Raw genomic sequence first — 14,343 nt, forward strand, 5'->3', positions numbered from 1 at the left:
AACCGCGGCGGCGACAGGCGTCTGAACCGGGCCCTGCACATCGCCGTCCTCACCCGCATGACACACGACCCACAAACCCGCGCCTACATCGAGCGACGACGAGCCGAGGGCCGCACCACCAAAGAGATCCGTCGTTGTTTGAAGCGCTACCTCGCCCACCAGATCTACCGGATCCTCAACTCCGCCGAACCAGCCATCAGCCCGGCTTGACGAACATAGAAGGATCCCTAGAGGAACCGAAGCAGCAACTCGTTCACCTCGGCCGCGTGCGTCCACAGCAAGCCGTGCGGTGCGCCGTCGATCTCGGCGTACTCGGCCTCCGGGAAGGCGGCGTGGAACGGCCGTCCGGTGGCGTCGATCGGCAGGATGTTGTCCGCCGTGCCGTGCACGATGAGTGTGGGCTTACCGCTGGCCCGTACCGCGGCCACATCCGCGCGGAAATCCTCGAGCCAGGTCGGGACCACGGCGTACGCGGCGACCGGAGCGCTGCCCGTGGCGGTGTTCCAGTTCGCGGTGACCACCTCCGATGAGATGCGGCTGCCCAGATTCTCGTCGAGGTTGTAGAAATCCTTGTAGAACTGGGTGAACCAGGCGTAGCGATCCGCGTAGGCGGCCGCGGAGATGCCGTCGAACACCGACTGCGGGACCCCGGTCGGATTGTCCGCCGCCTCGAGCAGGAACGGCTCGAGCGAGGCGAGGAAGGCGAGCTTGGCGACCCGCTCGTGCCCGTGGTTGTGCACATAGCGGGCGAGCTCGCCGGTGCCCATGGAGAACCCGACGAGGATGACCTCGCGCAGATCGAGGGTTTCCAGCAGGGTGTTCAGGTCGGCGGCGAAGGTGTCGTAGTCGTAACCGGTGCCTGCCTTGCTTGACCTGCCGAAACCGCGCCGGTCGTAGGTGATCACCCGGTACCCCGCGGCGATCAGCTCGCGGGACTGCAGCTCCCAGCTGCTGCCGTCCAAGGGGTAGCCGTGGATGAGCACGACCGGCTGTCCGCTGCCGTGATCCTCGTAGTAGAGCTCGGTCGTGGTGCTGTTCTCGGTGCCGACCTCGATGTGACCCATGATCCGGATGCCTCCTCGATTCCTGGAGAACGATCGTTCTCCGTGTGTTTGCTAGAGTAGAGAACGAACGTTCTCCGCGCAAGGGGTGGGCGTCAGAGGATTGGGTGAGTGACGTGATCGACAAGGACACCGCCCGGGACGAGGTGGTCCGGGCCGCCGATGAGCTGTTCTACGCGCGCGGCGTGCAGGCCGTCGGCATGGACGCGGTGCGGGAGCGCTCCGGAGTCTCGCTCAAGCGGATCTACTCCCTGTTCGCCTCGAAGGACGAGCTCATCGTGGCCGTGCTGCGCCACCGCGTCCAGGTGTGGGACACCGGGCTCGCCGCGGCGGCCCGGAAGGCGAACACGCCGCGGGAGCGCATCCTGGCGATCTTCGACTTCCTGGACAGCTGGTTCCGCGAGCCGGATTTCCGCGGCTGCGCGTTCATCAAGACCCACGGGGAGATGGGCGCCATCTCGACCGCAGTGGCGAAGGTGGTCCGGGAGCAGAAGGAGACGTTCCAGAAGTACGTCGCCACGCTCGTCGCCGAGGCGGGGAAACCACCCGAACTGGCCCCACAACTGGCGATCCTCGCCGAGGGGGCTCAGGTCACCGCGGCCATCTCGGGCAACCCCGATGCCGCGGGGCACGCGCGCGCCGCGGCCGAGGCGCTGCTCGGTGAGGGCGCTACTCAATAATGGCGGCGCTCAGTAGGGGCGGTGCTCAATAGGGAAAGCCGGGCGTCGACTTGACGGTCTTCATGGTGAACTGGGACGTGGTGCGCGCGATACCGGGCAGCTGGGTCAGTTTCGCCATGTAGGCCTGCTCGTAGTCCTCGATATCGCGGACCGCGAGGTGCAGCAGGTAGTCGGGGGAGCCGAACATCCGCTGACAGGCCACCACTTCCTCCAGTTCCTGGACGGCCGCTTCGAAGGCCTCGACCGTTTCCCCGCGCTGCTCGGCCAGTTCCACATGCAGCAGGACGTGCAGTCCCTTGCCGAGTTCTTTCGGCTCGATATTGGCGTGGTAACCGGTGATCACCCCCGCCTCCTCCAGCGCGCGAACCCGGCGCAGGCACGGGGATGGGGAGAGGCCGACTCGTTCGGCGAGTTCGTTGTTCGCCAGCCGGCCGTCCGCACGCAGTTGGTTCAGGATTGCGTGGTCGATCTGATCCATGACACGACATGCTACAAAAGGGCGGGTTCACCAGCATTTTCGCAATCGGGTGCCGTTCTCGGGCGCCTAGCATTCCCGGTATGGCCATCGAATCCACCCCGGTGCACGAGGACGACGTTCAGCCGAGCCCGCTCGTCTTCGGCCCCGCGGCGCGCGCCAGGGCCAACGAACTGCTGACCCGTTTCCTGGACGACTACGAACGTTCCCTGCCCGAGCGTTCGCTGCTTCCCGCCCTGGACCGGGACGTGCTCGCCGAGCTGCTGACCGAACCGGTTCCCGAGGAGGGAATCGGGGTGGACGCCTTCTTCGCCGAGTTGTACGAGCGCGTGCTGCCCAATTCGACGGCGGTGGCCCATCCGCGGTTTCTCGCCTATGTGCAGGGACCGCCGAACAGCGTCGGCCCCTATGCCGATGCCATCGCGGCCACCCTGAACCAGAACTGCAACTTCTGGCAGCTTTCCCCCGCAGCCAGCGTGATCGAACGATCGGTGGTGCGCTGGCTGAGCGGACTGTTCGAACTGGGTGCCGCCGCGGGGGGAATCCTCACCAGCGGGGGATCGGTGGCCACGCTGAACGCGCTGACCGTGGCCCTCGTCGCGCGCCGGCCGGACTTCCGGCGGCGGGGACTGCAGGACCGGCACCGGCCACCGCTGGTGGTGTACACCTCGCAGGAGGCGCACCGGTGCGTGGACAAGGCCGCCGCGATCCTCGGGCTCGGGCTGGACAATGTGCGCCACATCTCCACCGATGAACAGTTCCGGATGCGCGTCGATCTGCTCGAGGAGGCGGTGCGTGCCGATCGCGCGGCCGGGCGGGAACCGTGCTGCGTCGTGGCCACCGCGGGCACGGTGACAAGTGGATCGGTCGACCCGATCGCCGAAATCGCCGATGTGGCAGGGAAGCACGAGCTGTGGCTGCACGTCGACGGTGCCTACGGCGCGCTGTTCGTGCTCGCCGAGCAGACGAGAGAGCTGTTCGCCGGATGCTCGCGCGCCGATTCGATCGCGCTCGATCCGCACAAGATGCTGTTCGCCCCGTACGAAGTCGGTTGCCTGGTGGTGCGCGACGCGGAATCCTTGCGCGCGGCCTACTCCTTTTCCGCGGCGTATCTGACGGTCGAGCCCGATCCGCTGATGATCGATTTCATGGACTACGGGCCGCAATTGTCCCGGGGCTTCAAGGCGTTCAAGGTGTGGGCGGCGCTGCGTACCTTCGGGGCGGGCGCGTTCCGCGATGCGGCAAGGCGCTGCCTGGAACTCGCCGCTCATCTGGGGCGGCGGGTCGCGGCCGAGCCGGGCCTGGAGCTGCTCAACCCGGTCACGCTCACCGCGGTGTGCCTGCGGATCGATGGCCGCACCGATGCCGAACACACCGCGATTCTGCGCGAGCTGATCACCGAGGGGACCGCGCTGCTCGGACCGGCCCGGCTCGGCGAGCGGACCGGGATTCGCGCCTGCGTGACCAATCACCGCACCACGAAAGCGGATATCGATCTCGTCGTGGACCGCCTGGCCGCCTACGCGCGATCTTAGGCTCCCTGCGTGTGGATTCCGTCGAGCACGTAGGTGGTTCGGCGGTCGTAGTCCTCGCGTTCCGGGCGGGTTCCGTGTTTCAGGGCGAGGGCGTTGTCGTGGAGCAGCACCTGGAGATCGTCGGCGGTGAAATCCGGCCGTAGTGCGCCGCTGGCCCGGCTCGCCGTGACGAGTTCCTCGTGGATCTCGGTGCCTGCCCGGCAGATCGCCATGAGGTTTGTCGAGTCGGGGTAGATCTGCAGCATCGTGTCCACCAGGGCGGGCTGCCGGTATTGCAGATCGCGGATCGCGGTCACGTAGTACCGCAGCCGCTCGCCGGGTTCCCCGATGGACCGGGCGCGGTCCATGATGGCGTACAGCTCGGTGGCGACCACTTCTTCGATCACGGCTTCGATGAGGCCGATCCGGCCACCGAACCGGTTGAAGATCGTGCCCTTGCTCACCCCAGCCACTTTGGCGACCTCTTCCAGCGGCACGGTCAGCCCTCTGCCGTGGAAGGCATCGATCGCCGCACGTCTGATCTGCTCGGCATTGCGCTCGGCATCGGCGCGCAGCCGAGGTCCCGGAGCTGTCGCACCGGCCATGCCCGTCACCGCCTCTCGAACCCTCGAACGTACGAACACAACTTGACTTACCGAGTCAGTTTACCTACAGTAGTCGGCGAGGGTCAACTTGACCAGACCAGTCAACTTATCGATGCGCAGGAAGGACCACGGACATGATCGTTGTCACCGGAGCTACCGGAGGGCTCGGAAGCGCGACCGTCGAATACCTCCTCGAGCGGGTGCCCGCCGAGCGGATCGGGGTCAGCGTCCGCGATGTCACCAAGGCGCGGTCCTTGGCCGACCGGGGTGTGCGTGTGCGACAGGGTTCCTACGAGGATCCGGCCGGGCTGCGGGACGCGTTCGAAGGCGCCGAGCAGGTGCTGCTGGTGTCCGGCAACGACCCGGCGGCCGACATCGCCGCCCAGCACCGCAACGCCATCGAAGCCGCCGTCGCGGCGGGCGCACGGCGCGTCCTCTACACGAGCCAGCAGGGCGCCGTCCCCGGTAATCCGTACCCGCCGACGGAATTCCATCTCGCCACCGAAGCGTTCCTCGCCGAATCCGGAGTCGCCTGGACGGCGCTGCGCAACGCCGCCTACGGCCCGCTGGAGCAGGTGCTCGGCCCGTGGCAGCGGACCGGGGTGATCGCCCAGCCGGAAGACGGTCCCGTTCCCTACGTCGACCGTGCCGAGGTGGCCGAGGGCATCGCGGCCCTGCTCGCCGGGGACCGCTCCCTCGACGGCCCGGTCGACCTCACCGCGGCGAAGGCGATCACCTTTGTCGATGCCGCCGCGATCGCCACCGAGCTCACCGGCCGCACCATCGAGCGTGTGGTCCTGGACGACGAACAGTGGGTCGCCGACCAGATCGCCGCCGGTTTCCCGGAACAGATGGCCCGGCTGCTGCTGACCTTTTACCAGGCCAGCAGGGAGGGGTACCTCGCCGAGGCCAGCCCGGTGCTGACCGAACTGCTCGGCCGCGAGCCGAGCAGCGTCGCCGACCGGCTCGCCGCGGACATCGGCTAAGGCCGGACGGCGTCGAAGAATTCGCGTTCCAGTGTGGTCGCCCGGCAGAACAGTTCCCGGCATCCCCGGGCGGCCTCCGCGGTGAGTCCGGGACCGAGCCGGTCGAGCTCGGCGCGCAGCCAGTCCACCCAGGCGGTGAATTCCGGGCCACGGTGCAGTTCGATCCACTCCGCGCAGATGGCGTTCCGCGGCGGGGTTTGCGGGGCGCGCTCGGCCCAGTCGGAGTAGAGCCATTCGGCAACGGTCAGCACGATGAGGCAGCTCGGATAGTCCAGGCTCGCCCGTGCCTGGTCCATGAGCCGGTTGAACGCCTCGGTGACCGGATGCAGTGCCGGGGCTTCGCGATCGGCCTCCGGTACCCCGAGTGCGGTGAAACTGCGCTGGAAGTAGGTGTTCTCCCCGCCGCCGATGACCCCGAGCTGGCGGGCGAGCACCATCCGGCCGTCCACGGTGTCCGCACCGGCCACCGCGGCACCGAGCAGTGCGACGAACCGGTCCACGAACTGGTAGTCCTGCACCAGATAGCGGCGCAGCACCGGTTCGGCGAGCTCGCCGGTGTACAGGCCGTCCACGAAGGGATGGGTGACCGCCGCGGTCCAGTCAGGTTCGGCCGCCGCCCGCAACCACTCGGAGAACGTGCCGTGCTGTGCATCGAAGGACATGCAGCCATTACACCAGTGCGGGCTCCTCCTCCCGGGCCGGCCGCCGTGCGGTCACCGCGGTGATCAGTGCGCAGGCCGCGAATCCGGCGCCGAGGACGGCGGTGCCCAGCCAGCCGTGCGCGGTGTAGACGGCGGTGGTCGTGGCCGCGCCGAGGGCGGAGCCGAGCGAGTAGAAGACCATGTAACCGCCGAGCACCCCGCTGGTGCGATCCGGATACGCGGTGGTGAGCACGTGCTGATTGCTGACCTGTACGGCCTGGACCGCGAAGTCGAGCAGGACGATTCCGGCGCCGAGCAGCCACAGTGACCAGGGCAGCTGCGCGATCGCCGCCCAGGACAGGATGAGCAGGCTCAGCGCGCCGACGGTGACCCGGGCCGTCCATCCCGCGTCCGCCCAGCGGCCCGCGCGTACCGCGCCGAGCGCACCGGCGAGCCCGGCGATGCCGAACAACCCGATCTGCGCATCACTGAGCTGCCAAGGCTGCGCGGCCAACGGCAGGGACAGTCCGCTCCACAGGGTGCCGAACGAGGCGAACAGAAAGAACGCGATGAGCCCGTGGGTCAGGAAAAGCCGCTGCCCGAACAGTCCGCCGAGTGCGCCGAGCGCCGATCGGTATCCCCCGGTGACACGGGGACGTCGCTCGGCGGGCAGCAGCACGAGAACCAGTGCCGCGAGCCCGATGGCGAGCACCGCGAGCACGGCGTAGACGGTGCGCCAGCCGGACAGCTGCGCCAGAGCTCCGGTGATCACCCGGGCGCCGAGAATGCCCACCACGACCCCGGATGTCACCACCCCGATGTTCCGGCCGCGATCGGCGGGCGAGGAGACCGAGGCCGTGTAAGCGACCGTCGTCTGCACCACGACCGCGAACAGCCCGGCCGTTGCGAGCCCCGCGAACGCCTGCCAGGCAACGGAAGCCGTGGCCGTCAGGAGTGCGCCGAACGCGGTGAGCGCCAGCTGTGCGGCGATCAGCAGCCGCCGCTCGGCCACATCACCGAGTGGCACCAGCAGCGCCAGTCCTGCCAGATAGCCGAGCTGACCGGCCGCGACGATCCACCCGGCCGAATCCGGGGGCACCCCGAGAGCGCGGCCCATCGGCGCCAGAACCGGTTGCGCGGCATAGATGTTCGCCACCGCGACCCCGCACACCATCGCGAGCAGCAACCGCCGCCAGCCGTTCATGACAACCTCCGAATCAGTAGCATTTTGCAACTTATTCGACCGTACGGCATAATGGTTTCAATCTGCAACTCATTGGAAGGTGTCATGAACGTCCCGGACTGGACCGACCCCGACTGCCCCGTCGCCCGCGCCCTCGACCTCATCGGCGACCGGTGGAGCCTGCTGGTCATCCGGGACGCCATGGACGGTGCGCGCTCATTCACCGAATTCCAGCGGCGCACCGGAATCGCGCGCAACATCCTCACCGACCGGCTGCGCAAACTCATCGCGCACGGCTTCCTCGAGCAGCACACCGCGGAATCCGGGCGCCGCAAGGAATACGCGCTCACCGAGGCCGGTCGCGACCTCTTCCCGGTCATCCTCACCCTGCGCCAGTGGGGCGAACGGCACGCCTTCGCGCCCGGCGAAGCCCACTCCACGCTCGTCGATCAGCACGGCGAACCGGTCCCGGAGTTCGTACCGAGCGGCGTGGACGGCAGCGTACTGGGCGCCGAAACCACGCGAGTGCACAAGATCGGTTAGCTGTCGGGTAAGCAGGCGCAGCAACAGAATCCGGTCGATGTGCCCGGATTCCGGTACCGACCACGAGCCGAGTACGTCCGCGGCGTGTTCGTGGTCGAGGAAGATGATCGGGTGGTTCGGATCGTCGTGTACCTCGATAGTGCCCGCCGTAGCCGGGTGCAGGATCACGAATCCACGCACCGCGGCCTGCGGCAGCTCTTGCTGCCACGCTGCGGCCGCCTGACCGAACAGTGGGTGCCCGATTGGTGTGGGCCGGCCGTTGCGCAGCAGCCCGCCATACGGATCCAGCTGGTACACACCTGGTTGGCACAGCATGCTGCCGATGAGCGCGTTCGGCGGTCCATGCCCAGGCTGCCGCCGCGATCACCGGGTCCGGCCCGTCCGAAGGTTCGCGGGCGAGTTCCAGTCGGGTTTTCAGCCGTTTCGCGACCGCGCGCAGTTTGCCGAGGTTCACCCCGTGATCGTCACCGTGCTTCTCGTTCACGGCGCGCGCCTCGGGATCCTCGAACCCGGCCAGTTCGGCAAGTACCTCGGTCACGGCCGTTCCGGCCACTTCGGTCCCCCTCGATCACCTGCCGGATTCGGCCTAGGATCGACGATATGCGTTTCGCCTTCAAAACCTCGCCGCAGAACACCACCTGGTCGGACCTGCTCGCCGTCTGGCAGGCGGCCGATGACATCGAGATCTTCGAGTCCGGCTGGAATTTCGACCATTTCTACCCGATCTTCTCCGACCCGACCGGTCCCTGCCTCGAAGGCTGGGTGACGCTGACCGCGCTGGCCCAGGCCACCAAGCGGCTGCGATTCGGCACCCTGGTCACCGGCATCCACTACCGGCACCCCGCGGTGCTCGCGAACATGGCCGCCACCCTGGACATCGTCTCGAACGGGCGGCTCGAACTCGGGATCGGCGCCGGGTGGAACGAGGAGGAATCCGGCGCCTACGGCATGGAACTGGGCACCGCCAAACAGCGCAGCGACCGTTTCGAGGAAGGCTGCGAGGTGCTGGTCGGCCTGCTCACCAAGGAGACGACGACCTTCCAGGGCGAGTACTACCAGCTGACCGAGGCGCGCAGCGAACCCAAGGGGATACAGCGCCCGCACCCGCCGATCTGCATCGGCGGCAACGGAGAGAAGCGGACCCTGCGCACCACCGCGAAATATGCCCAGCACTGGAACTATCTCGGTGCCTCGCCCGAGGAGTTCGCCCGCAAACGCGAGGTGCTGCACCAGCACTGCGCCGAGCTCGGCAGGGACCCCAAGGAGATCACCCTGTCCAGCCATGTACGGCTGGGTGAGGACGACGACTTCGCCAAGGTGGCCGCGGATGCCGCCGCGCTCGGCGAACAGGGGCTCGACCTGGCCATCATCTACCTGCCGCCGCCGCATCGCCCCGCGATCCTGGAACCGCTCGCCGAGGAGCTCGCCAAGCTCGGCTGAGCTCGTTCGCCGGGAACTTCCGGCTCCGCTGATGCGTATAGTGAACATTCCCGGTGTGCGGCTTACGGAGAGGAGTCATGGACCCGTCCCGATGTAGGAACGGCGGTGCCCATCGGTCGTGGCGGGTGGGCTCGTGTTCACCGCGCTGATCACGGTCCTGCTCGGGGTGCTGGTCGTGGTCCTGGTGACCGCGCTGACCGGGTATTTCGTGGCCCAGGAGTTCGCCTACATGGCCGTGGACCGGGCCGGGCTGACGGTGCGCGCGAACGCGGGTGACGCCCGGGCCCGGCATGCGCTGCGGATCGCCCGCCGCACCTCGTTCCTGCTCTCCGGCGCCCAGCTGGGGATCACGGTGACCGGGCTGCTGGTGGGGTACGCGGCGGAACCGCTGATCGGGGAAGGGCTCGGCACGCTCCTCGGTGGCGCGGGCGTGGCTCCCACCGCAGGGATCGCGGTCGGCACGGTGTTCGCGCTGGTCTTCTCCACGGTGGTGCAGATGGTGCTCGGCGAACTGGTGCCGAAGAACCTGGCCATCGCCCGCCCGGAACCGCTCGCCCGTCGGCTGGCCTGGTCCACCGGGCTGTATCTGGCCCTGTTCGGCTGGCTGATCTGGCTGTTCGACCGGGCGGCGAGCCTGCTGCTCGAGGCGGTCCGCATCGAACCGGTGCACGATGTCGAACACGCGGCCACCGCGCGCGATCTGGAAGGCATCCTCGCGGCTTCGCGGGCGAACGGTGCGCTGCCCGCCGAGCTGTCCGGGCTGCTGGAACGCACCCTGGATCTGTACGGGCGCACCGCAGGGCACGCCATGATCCCGCGCACCCGGCTGGTCACCATTCGCGCGGAGCAACCGGTCGCCGAAGCCAATGCCTTGATGGCGGCCGGGCACTCCCGCCTTCCCGTGCTCGGCGAGGACGTCGATGACGTGCGTGGTCTGCTGTGCCTGCGTGCGGTGCTCGAACTCGACCCGGACCGGGCGGAGACCACCCTGGCGGGCGAACTGGCCACGCCCGCGCTCGTGGTGCCCTCGCTGCTGACCCTGCCCGCGGTGCTGGACCGGTTGCGCGCCACCGGGGACGAGCTGGCCTGCGTCGTGGACGAGTACGGCGGGCTGGCCGGGGTGATCACCGTCGAGGACATCGCCGAGGAACTGCTCGGGGAGATCGCGGATGAGCACGACCGCACCGATGCCGACCGGATCACGCGCGCCGGTGATACCTGGAGCCTTCCCGGGACCGCGCACATCGACGAGGTCGAGCGCCTGCTCGAACAGCATCTGCCGCGCGGGGACTACGAGACCGTCGCCGGGCTGGTGATGGCGAGCCTGCAGCGGCTGCCGGAGACCGGGGACACGGTCACCCTCGCGCTGCCCGCCCGGCCCGGCGCCGAGGAACCGGCCGGGCATCTCGTGGTCACCGTCGACGCGCTGGACCGGCGCGTTCCCGGGCGGGTCTCACTGAGCCAGCATCCCGCGGAGCGCTCATGAGTACCGCGGTGGCCGTGCCGATCTCGGTGGCGCTGATCGTGCTCAGCGCCTTCTTCGTCGCGGTCGAGTTCGCCCTCGTCGCGGCCCGCAGGCACCGGCTCGAAGAGGCCGCGGGCACCAGCCTCGCCGCACGCATGGCGCTGCGCAGCGCCCGTGAACTGTCCCTGCTGCTCGCCGGTTCGCAGCTGGGCATCACCCTGTGCACGCTCGCGCTCGGTGCGGTCACCAAGCCTCTGGTGCACAATCTGCTCACCCCGCTGCTGCACGGCACCGGGTTGCCCGCGACGACCGCGGATGTGCTCGGCTTCCTCCTCGCGCTGTTCGTGGTCACTTTCGTGCACCTGGTCGTCGGGGAGATGGCGCCGAAGTCCTGGGCGATCGCGCATCCGGAGCGCTCCGCGACCCTGCTCGCGATCCCGATGCGCGGGTTCATGTGGCTCACCCGGCCGCTGCTGGTCGGGCTGAACGATCTCGCCAACCGGTTCCTGCGCCGCGCGGGTATCCAGCCGGTGGACGAGATGACCGCTGGGCAACGGCCCGAGGAACTGCGCCAGCTCCTGGATCACTCGGCACAGGCGGGCACCCTCGACCCACGGCGCCACGAACAGCTCACCACCGTGCTCGACCTGCACAGCCAGGCCATCGAAAGCATCATCAGCGGTGGCGCCGAACCGGTGGGTATCCCACCCGGGGCCACCCGCGAACAGATCCTGCGGGCTGCGCGGGACAGCGGGCATCTGCGGCTGATCGTCCGGGATGGGCACCGGATCCACGGCATCGTGCACGTCCGGGATGTGCTCACCCAGCCCGGAAACACCACCGCAGCCGAACACCTCCGCCCGCATCTGATGCTGCCCCCGGAGACCCCCATCGCGGCCGCGCTGACCGCGATGCGCCGGACCCACCAGCACCTCGCCCTGATCCGGACCGGTGAGCACACCCACGGCCTGGTGACGCTGCACGATCTGCTCGAACGGTTGCTGCCACGGACTCTGTCGCCAGAAGAACCCGCTCCCTGAACCGAAAAGCGGTTGCCGTCCCGGTCCGGTTCACCGAGGATCCGGTGTCGTGACGGATCCCGAGCGACACTCCTCGCGGCCGGTGGCCCTGGTGACCGGTGTCGGGCGCACCGCGGGCATCGGCGCGGGTATCGCCGGTGAACTTGCCGCCGCGGGCTGGGACATCGCCTTCACCTATTGGAACGCCTACGACCGGCGGATGCCCTGGGGTCTCGAACCCGGCGCGACCGAGGCGATCGCCGGTGTACTCGCCGAACGGGGCGCGGTGCAGGTGGCGGTGGAAGCCGATCTCGCCGATCCCGGCACCCCGGCGCGCGTGTTCGCGGAGGTGGAACACGCCCTCGGCGGGATCAGCGCGTTGGTGCTGTGCCACTGCGAATCGGTCGATTCGGATCTGTTCGGCACGACGGTGGAAAGCTTCGACCGGCACTTCGCGGTCAACGCTCGCGCCACCTGGCTGCTGATCCGCGAGTTCGGCCTGCGGTTCGCCGCAGCCGGGCTTTCGGAGAACGGGGGCCCCGGCCGGATCATCAGCCTCACCAGTGATCACACCGCGGGTAATCTCCCTTATGGGGCAAGCAAAGGCGCGATGGACCGGATCACCCTCGCCGCGGCGCGGGAGCTCGCGCACCTCGGTGTCACCGCCAATGTCATCAATCCCGGTCCGGTGGACACCGGCTGGATGTCCGGGGAATTGCAGGAAACAGTGCGGGATGCGACACCGCTCGGCAGGCTCGGTACTCCGCAGGACACCGCGCACCTGGCCGCTTTCCTCTGTTCGCCCGAAGGCCAGTGGGTGAACGGGCAACTGTTGCTGAGCAACGGTGGTCTCGTGGGAAGCTGAGTGTGGCACCGTGGAAAGGAGCGTGCATGCGCTGGAGTACCTTCGCCGATGAACAGGGCAGCGAACGGGCGGGAGTCTGGAGTGCGGCCGGACTGCATCCCGCGCCCCTCGGCGAAACGCTGCTCGGCCTGATCCAGGCCGAACGGCTCACCGAGGCCGCCGAACGGGCACTGGCCGAACCGGCGGTGGATCCGGATTCGGTCCGGTTACTGGCACCGATTCCGCGGCCACCGTCCATCCGGGACTTCATGGCCTTCGAGAACCACGTGGTCACCTCCTTCGCCGCGATCGGGGTCGAGGTGGATCCGCTGTGGTACCGGCAACCGGTCTTCTACTTCACCAACCCCGCCGCGGCGCGCGGGGCCACCGAACCGGTCCCGGTCTCGCCGGGCAGCGCCGCGTTCGACTACGAACTGGAGATCGCCGCGGTGATCGGCCGGGAGGGCGCCGACCTCGATCCGCGCACCGCGATCGAGCACGTGGCAGGCTACCTGTTGTTCTGCGACTGGAGCGCCCGGGACCTGCAGGGTGCGGAGATGAAACTCAATCTCGGCCCGGCCAAGGGAAAGGACTCCGCGCACAGCTGCGGGCCGTGGCTGCTCACCGCCGATGAACTGGACAGTGCCGCCAGCATGTCCGCCTCGGTCAACGGCCGCCCGTACAGCGCGGGCCGCCTGGACGACCTGTACTGGAGCTTCGGCGAGATGATCGCCTACGCCTCGCGCGGCACCCGGGTGCTGCCCGGGGACCTGATCGTCTCCGGAACCGTCGGCACCGGTTGCATCCTGGAGCTCTCCCGCACGCACGGCCCCGAGGCGTATCCGTGGCTGCGGCCCGGCGACCGGGTGCGCCTGGAAGCACGGGGACTCGGCGCGATCGAGGCCCGCATCGAGCAGGGCGCGCCCGTCGTTCCGCTGCGGGAGGAGGACCGATGACCGAGATCACCGTGCCGGGCAGGCCGCGGTTGCAGGAAGTCTCCGCGGACATCTACGCCTATGTGCAGCCGGACGGAACCTGGTGGATCAACAACACCGGGTTCGCCGTCGGCCCGCAGGGTGTCGCCGCCTTCGATTCCTGTTCCACCGAACGGCGCACCCGCGCGCTGCTCGAGACCATCGCCTCGGTGACCAGCGCGCCGGTGCGCACCCTGGTGAACACGCATCACCACGGCGACCACACCTTCGGCAACGCCCTGTTCCCGCAGGCGACGATCGTGGCCCACGAGCGGACCCGTGCCGAGGCGATCGCGTTCGGGCCCGCCCGCGAACTGCCTTGGTGGCAGAACCCCGAATGGGGCGACCTCCCGCTCGAACCACCGTTTCTGACCTACACCGATCAGGTCACGCTGTGGTTCGGCGAGCTGCGCGCCGAGGTCCGCTATGTCGGTTCGCCCGCGCACACCAACAACGACTCGGTGATCTGGTTCCCCGAGCGTTCCGTGCTGTTCTGCGGGGACCTGGTGTTCCACGGCGGCACGCCCTTCCTGCTGATGGGCTCGGTCACGGGCGCGATCGAGGTGCTGGAGCAGGTGGTGCGGCCGTTCGGGGCGGACACGATCGTGCCCGGCCACGGCCCGGTGTTCCACGACGACGCGCCCATCGCGGACACCCTGGCCTATCTGCGCTTCGTGCTCGACCTGGCCGAACGCGGGCATGCCGAGGGGATTCCGCCGCTGCGGGCCGCGCGGGACACCGAGCTCGGCCGGTTCGCGGACTGGCCCGACGCCGAGCGCATCGTGGGCAATCTGCACCGTGCCTACGCCGAACTCGGCGGAACACCGCGCGGTGGCACCATCGACACCGTGACCGCGCTCACCGAGATGGTCGACTACAACGGCGGAAAACCACTGACCTGTCTGGCCTGAAG

The 14,343-nt window shown here is 68.7% G+C and carries 15 protein-coding genes and 2 pseudogenes; 11 read left to right on the plus strand and 6 right to left on the minus strand.

Annotated features, from left to right (window positions below):
• Window positions 1-210, plus strand: a pseudogene (locus tag A37U_RS0110295) (IS110 family transposase); the annotation flags it as partial.
• A gap of 17 nt (window positions 211-227) precedes the next feature.
• Here the strand turns inward: A37U_RS0110295 and A37U_RS0110300 are convergent.
• The gene (locus tag A37U_RS0110300; RefSeq protein WP_020496555.1) at window positions 228-1,064 is read right to left on the minus strand and encodes an alpha/beta fold hydrolase; all 837 of its coding nucleotides are present in this window, start codon (window positions 1,062-1,064) and stop codon (window positions 228-230) included.
• Between the two features lie 104 nt (window positions 1,065-1,168).
• Between A37U_RS0110300 and A37U_RS0110305 the strand changes: the two genes are divergently transcribed.
• Window positions 1,169-1,741, plus strand: a complete 573-nt coding sequence (locus A37U_RS0110305) for a TetR/AcrR family transcriptional regulator (RefSeq protein WP_240437541.1) — start codon at window positions 1,169-1,171, stop codon at window positions 1,739-1,741.
• A 25-nt stretch (window positions 1,742-1,766) separates the two neighbouring features.
• Here the strand turns inward: A37U_RS0110305 and A37U_RS0110310 are convergent, their stop codons facing one another.
• Window positions 1,767-2,219: an Lrp/AsnC family transcriptional regulator gene (locus A37U_RS0110310; RefSeq protein WP_020496557.1), complete on the minus strand. Its 453-nt coding sequence runs from the start codon at window positions 2,217-2,219 to the stop codon at window positions 1,767-1,769.
• Window positions 2,220-2,299: 80 nt separating this feature from the next.
• Here A37U_RS0110310 and A37U_RS43055 point away from each other — a divergent pair, with 80 nt between their 5' ends.
• Window positions 2,300-3,751, plus strand: a complete 1,452-nt coding sequence (locus A37U_RS43055) for a pyridoxal phosphate-dependent decarboxylase family protein (RefSeq protein WP_020496558.1) — start codon at window positions 2,300-2,302, stop codon at window positions 3,749-3,751.
• Here the strand turns inward: A37U_RS43055 and A37U_RS0110320 are convergent.
• On the minus strand, window positions 3,748-4,335 hold the full coding sequence (locus A37U_RS0110320; RefSeq protein WP_020496559.1) for a TetR/AcrR family transcriptional regulator: 588 nt from the start codon (window positions 4,333-4,335) through the stop codon (window positions 3,748-3,750). The genes A37U_RS43055 and A37U_RS0110320 overlap by 4 nt on opposite strands.
• 134 nt (window positions 4,336-4,469) lie before the next feature.
• On the opposite strand from A37U_RS0110320, the gene A37U_RS0110325 reads away from it, so the two are divergent.
• Window positions 4,470-5,321 (plus strand): NAD(P)H-binding protein, encoded by an 852-nt coding sequence (locus tag A37U_RS0110325; protein WP_020496560.1) that lies wholly within the window; start codon window positions 4,470-4,472, stop codon window positions 5,319-5,321.
• On the opposite strand, the gene A37U_RS0110330 is transcribed toward A37U_RS0110325, so the two are convergent.
• Together A37U_RS0110330 and A37U_RS0110335 are read right to left on the minus strand one after the other, a co-directional pair.
• On the minus strand, window positions 5,318-5,983 hold the full coding sequence (locus A37U_RS0110330) for a TenA family protein (protein ID WP_020496561.1): 666 nt from the start codon (window positions 5,981-5,983) through the stop codon (window positions 5,318-5,320). The two genes, A37U_RS0110325 and A37U_RS0110330, sit on opposite strands and share 4 nt — an antisense overlap.
• Before the next feature lie 7 nt (window positions 5,984-5,990).
• Window positions 5,991-7,166 (minus strand): MFS transporter, encoded by a 1,176-nt coding sequence (locus tag A37U_RS0110335; RefSeq protein ID WP_020496562.1) that lies wholly within the window; start codon window positions 7,164-7,166, stop codon window positions 5,991-5,993.
• Between the two features lie 84 nt (window positions 7,167-7,250).
• On the opposite strand from A37U_RS0110335, the gene A37U_RS49485 reads away from it, so the two are divergent.
• On the plus strand, window positions 7,251-7,688 hold the full coding sequence (locus A37U_RS49485) for a winged helix-turn-helix transcriptional regulator (protein WP_083933368.1): 438 nt from the start codon (window positions 7,251-7,253) through the stop codon (window positions 7,686-7,688).
• 388 nt (window positions 7,689-8,076) lie between these two features.
• Here the strand turns inward: A37U_RS49485 and A37U_RS54835 are convergent.
• Window positions 8,077-8,241, minus strand: a pseudogene (locus A37U_RS54835) (DNA alkylation repair protein); the annotation flags it as partial.
• A gap of 47 nt (window positions 8,242-8,288) precedes the next feature.
• Between A37U_RS54835 and A37U_RS0110345 the strand changes: the two are divergent.
• The 6 genes from A37U_RS0110345 to A37U_RS0110370 all read left to right on the plus strand — a co-directional run bounded on the left by A37U_RS0110345 (window position 8,289) and on the right by A37U_RS0110370 (window position 14,341).
• Entirely contained in the window at window positions 8,289-9,128 is an 840-nt protein-coding gene (locus A37U_RS0110345) for an LLM class F420-dependent oxidoreductase (RefSeq protein ID WP_020496565.1), read from the plus strand.
• Between the two features lie 118 nt (window positions 9,129-9,246).
• The gene (locus A37U_RS0110350) at window positions 9,247-10,614 is read left to right on the plus strand and encodes a hemolysin family protein (protein WP_020496566.1); all 1,368 of its coding nucleotides are present in this window, start codon (window positions 9,247-9,249) and stop codon (window positions 10,612-10,614) included.
• Entirely contained in the window at window positions 10,611-11,633 is a 1,023-nt protein-coding gene (locus tag A37U_RS0110355) for a hemolysin family protein (RefSeq protein ID WP_020496567.1), read from the plus strand. Before A37U_RS0110350 ends, A37U_RS0110355 begins: the two co-directional genes overlap by 4 nt.
• A gap of 49 nt (window positions 11,634-11,682) precedes the next feature.
• A complete protein-coding gene (locus tag A37U_RS0110360) occupies window positions 11,683-12,477 on the plus strand; it encodes an SDR family oxidoreductase (RefSeq protein WP_020496568.1) in 795 nt (264 codons plus the stop codon).
• 26 nt (window positions 12,478-12,503) lie between these two features.
• Complete coding sequence (locus A37U_RS0110365; RefSeq protein WP_020496569.1) at window positions 12,504-13,412, plus strand: fumarylacetoacetate hydrolase family protein; 909 nt, start codon at window positions 12,504-12,506, stop codon at window positions 13,410-13,412.
• On the plus strand, window positions 13,409-14,341 hold the full coding sequence (locus tag A37U_RS0110370) for an MBL fold metallo-hydrolase (RefSeq protein ID WP_020496570.1): 933 nt from the start codon (window positions 13,409-13,411) through the stop codon (window positions 14,339-14,341). Before A37U_RS0110365 ends, A37U_RS0110370 begins: the two co-directional genes overlap by 4 nt.
• The last annotated feature ends 2 nt before the right edge of the window (window positions 14,342-14,343 follow it).

Origin of the sequence: Sciscionella marina DSM 45152 (genome assembly GCF_000379465.1) — a bacterium.
Classification (GTDB): domain Bacteria; phylum Actinomycetota; class Actinomycetes; order Mycobacteriales; family Pseudonocardiaceae; genus Sciscionella; species Sciscionella marina.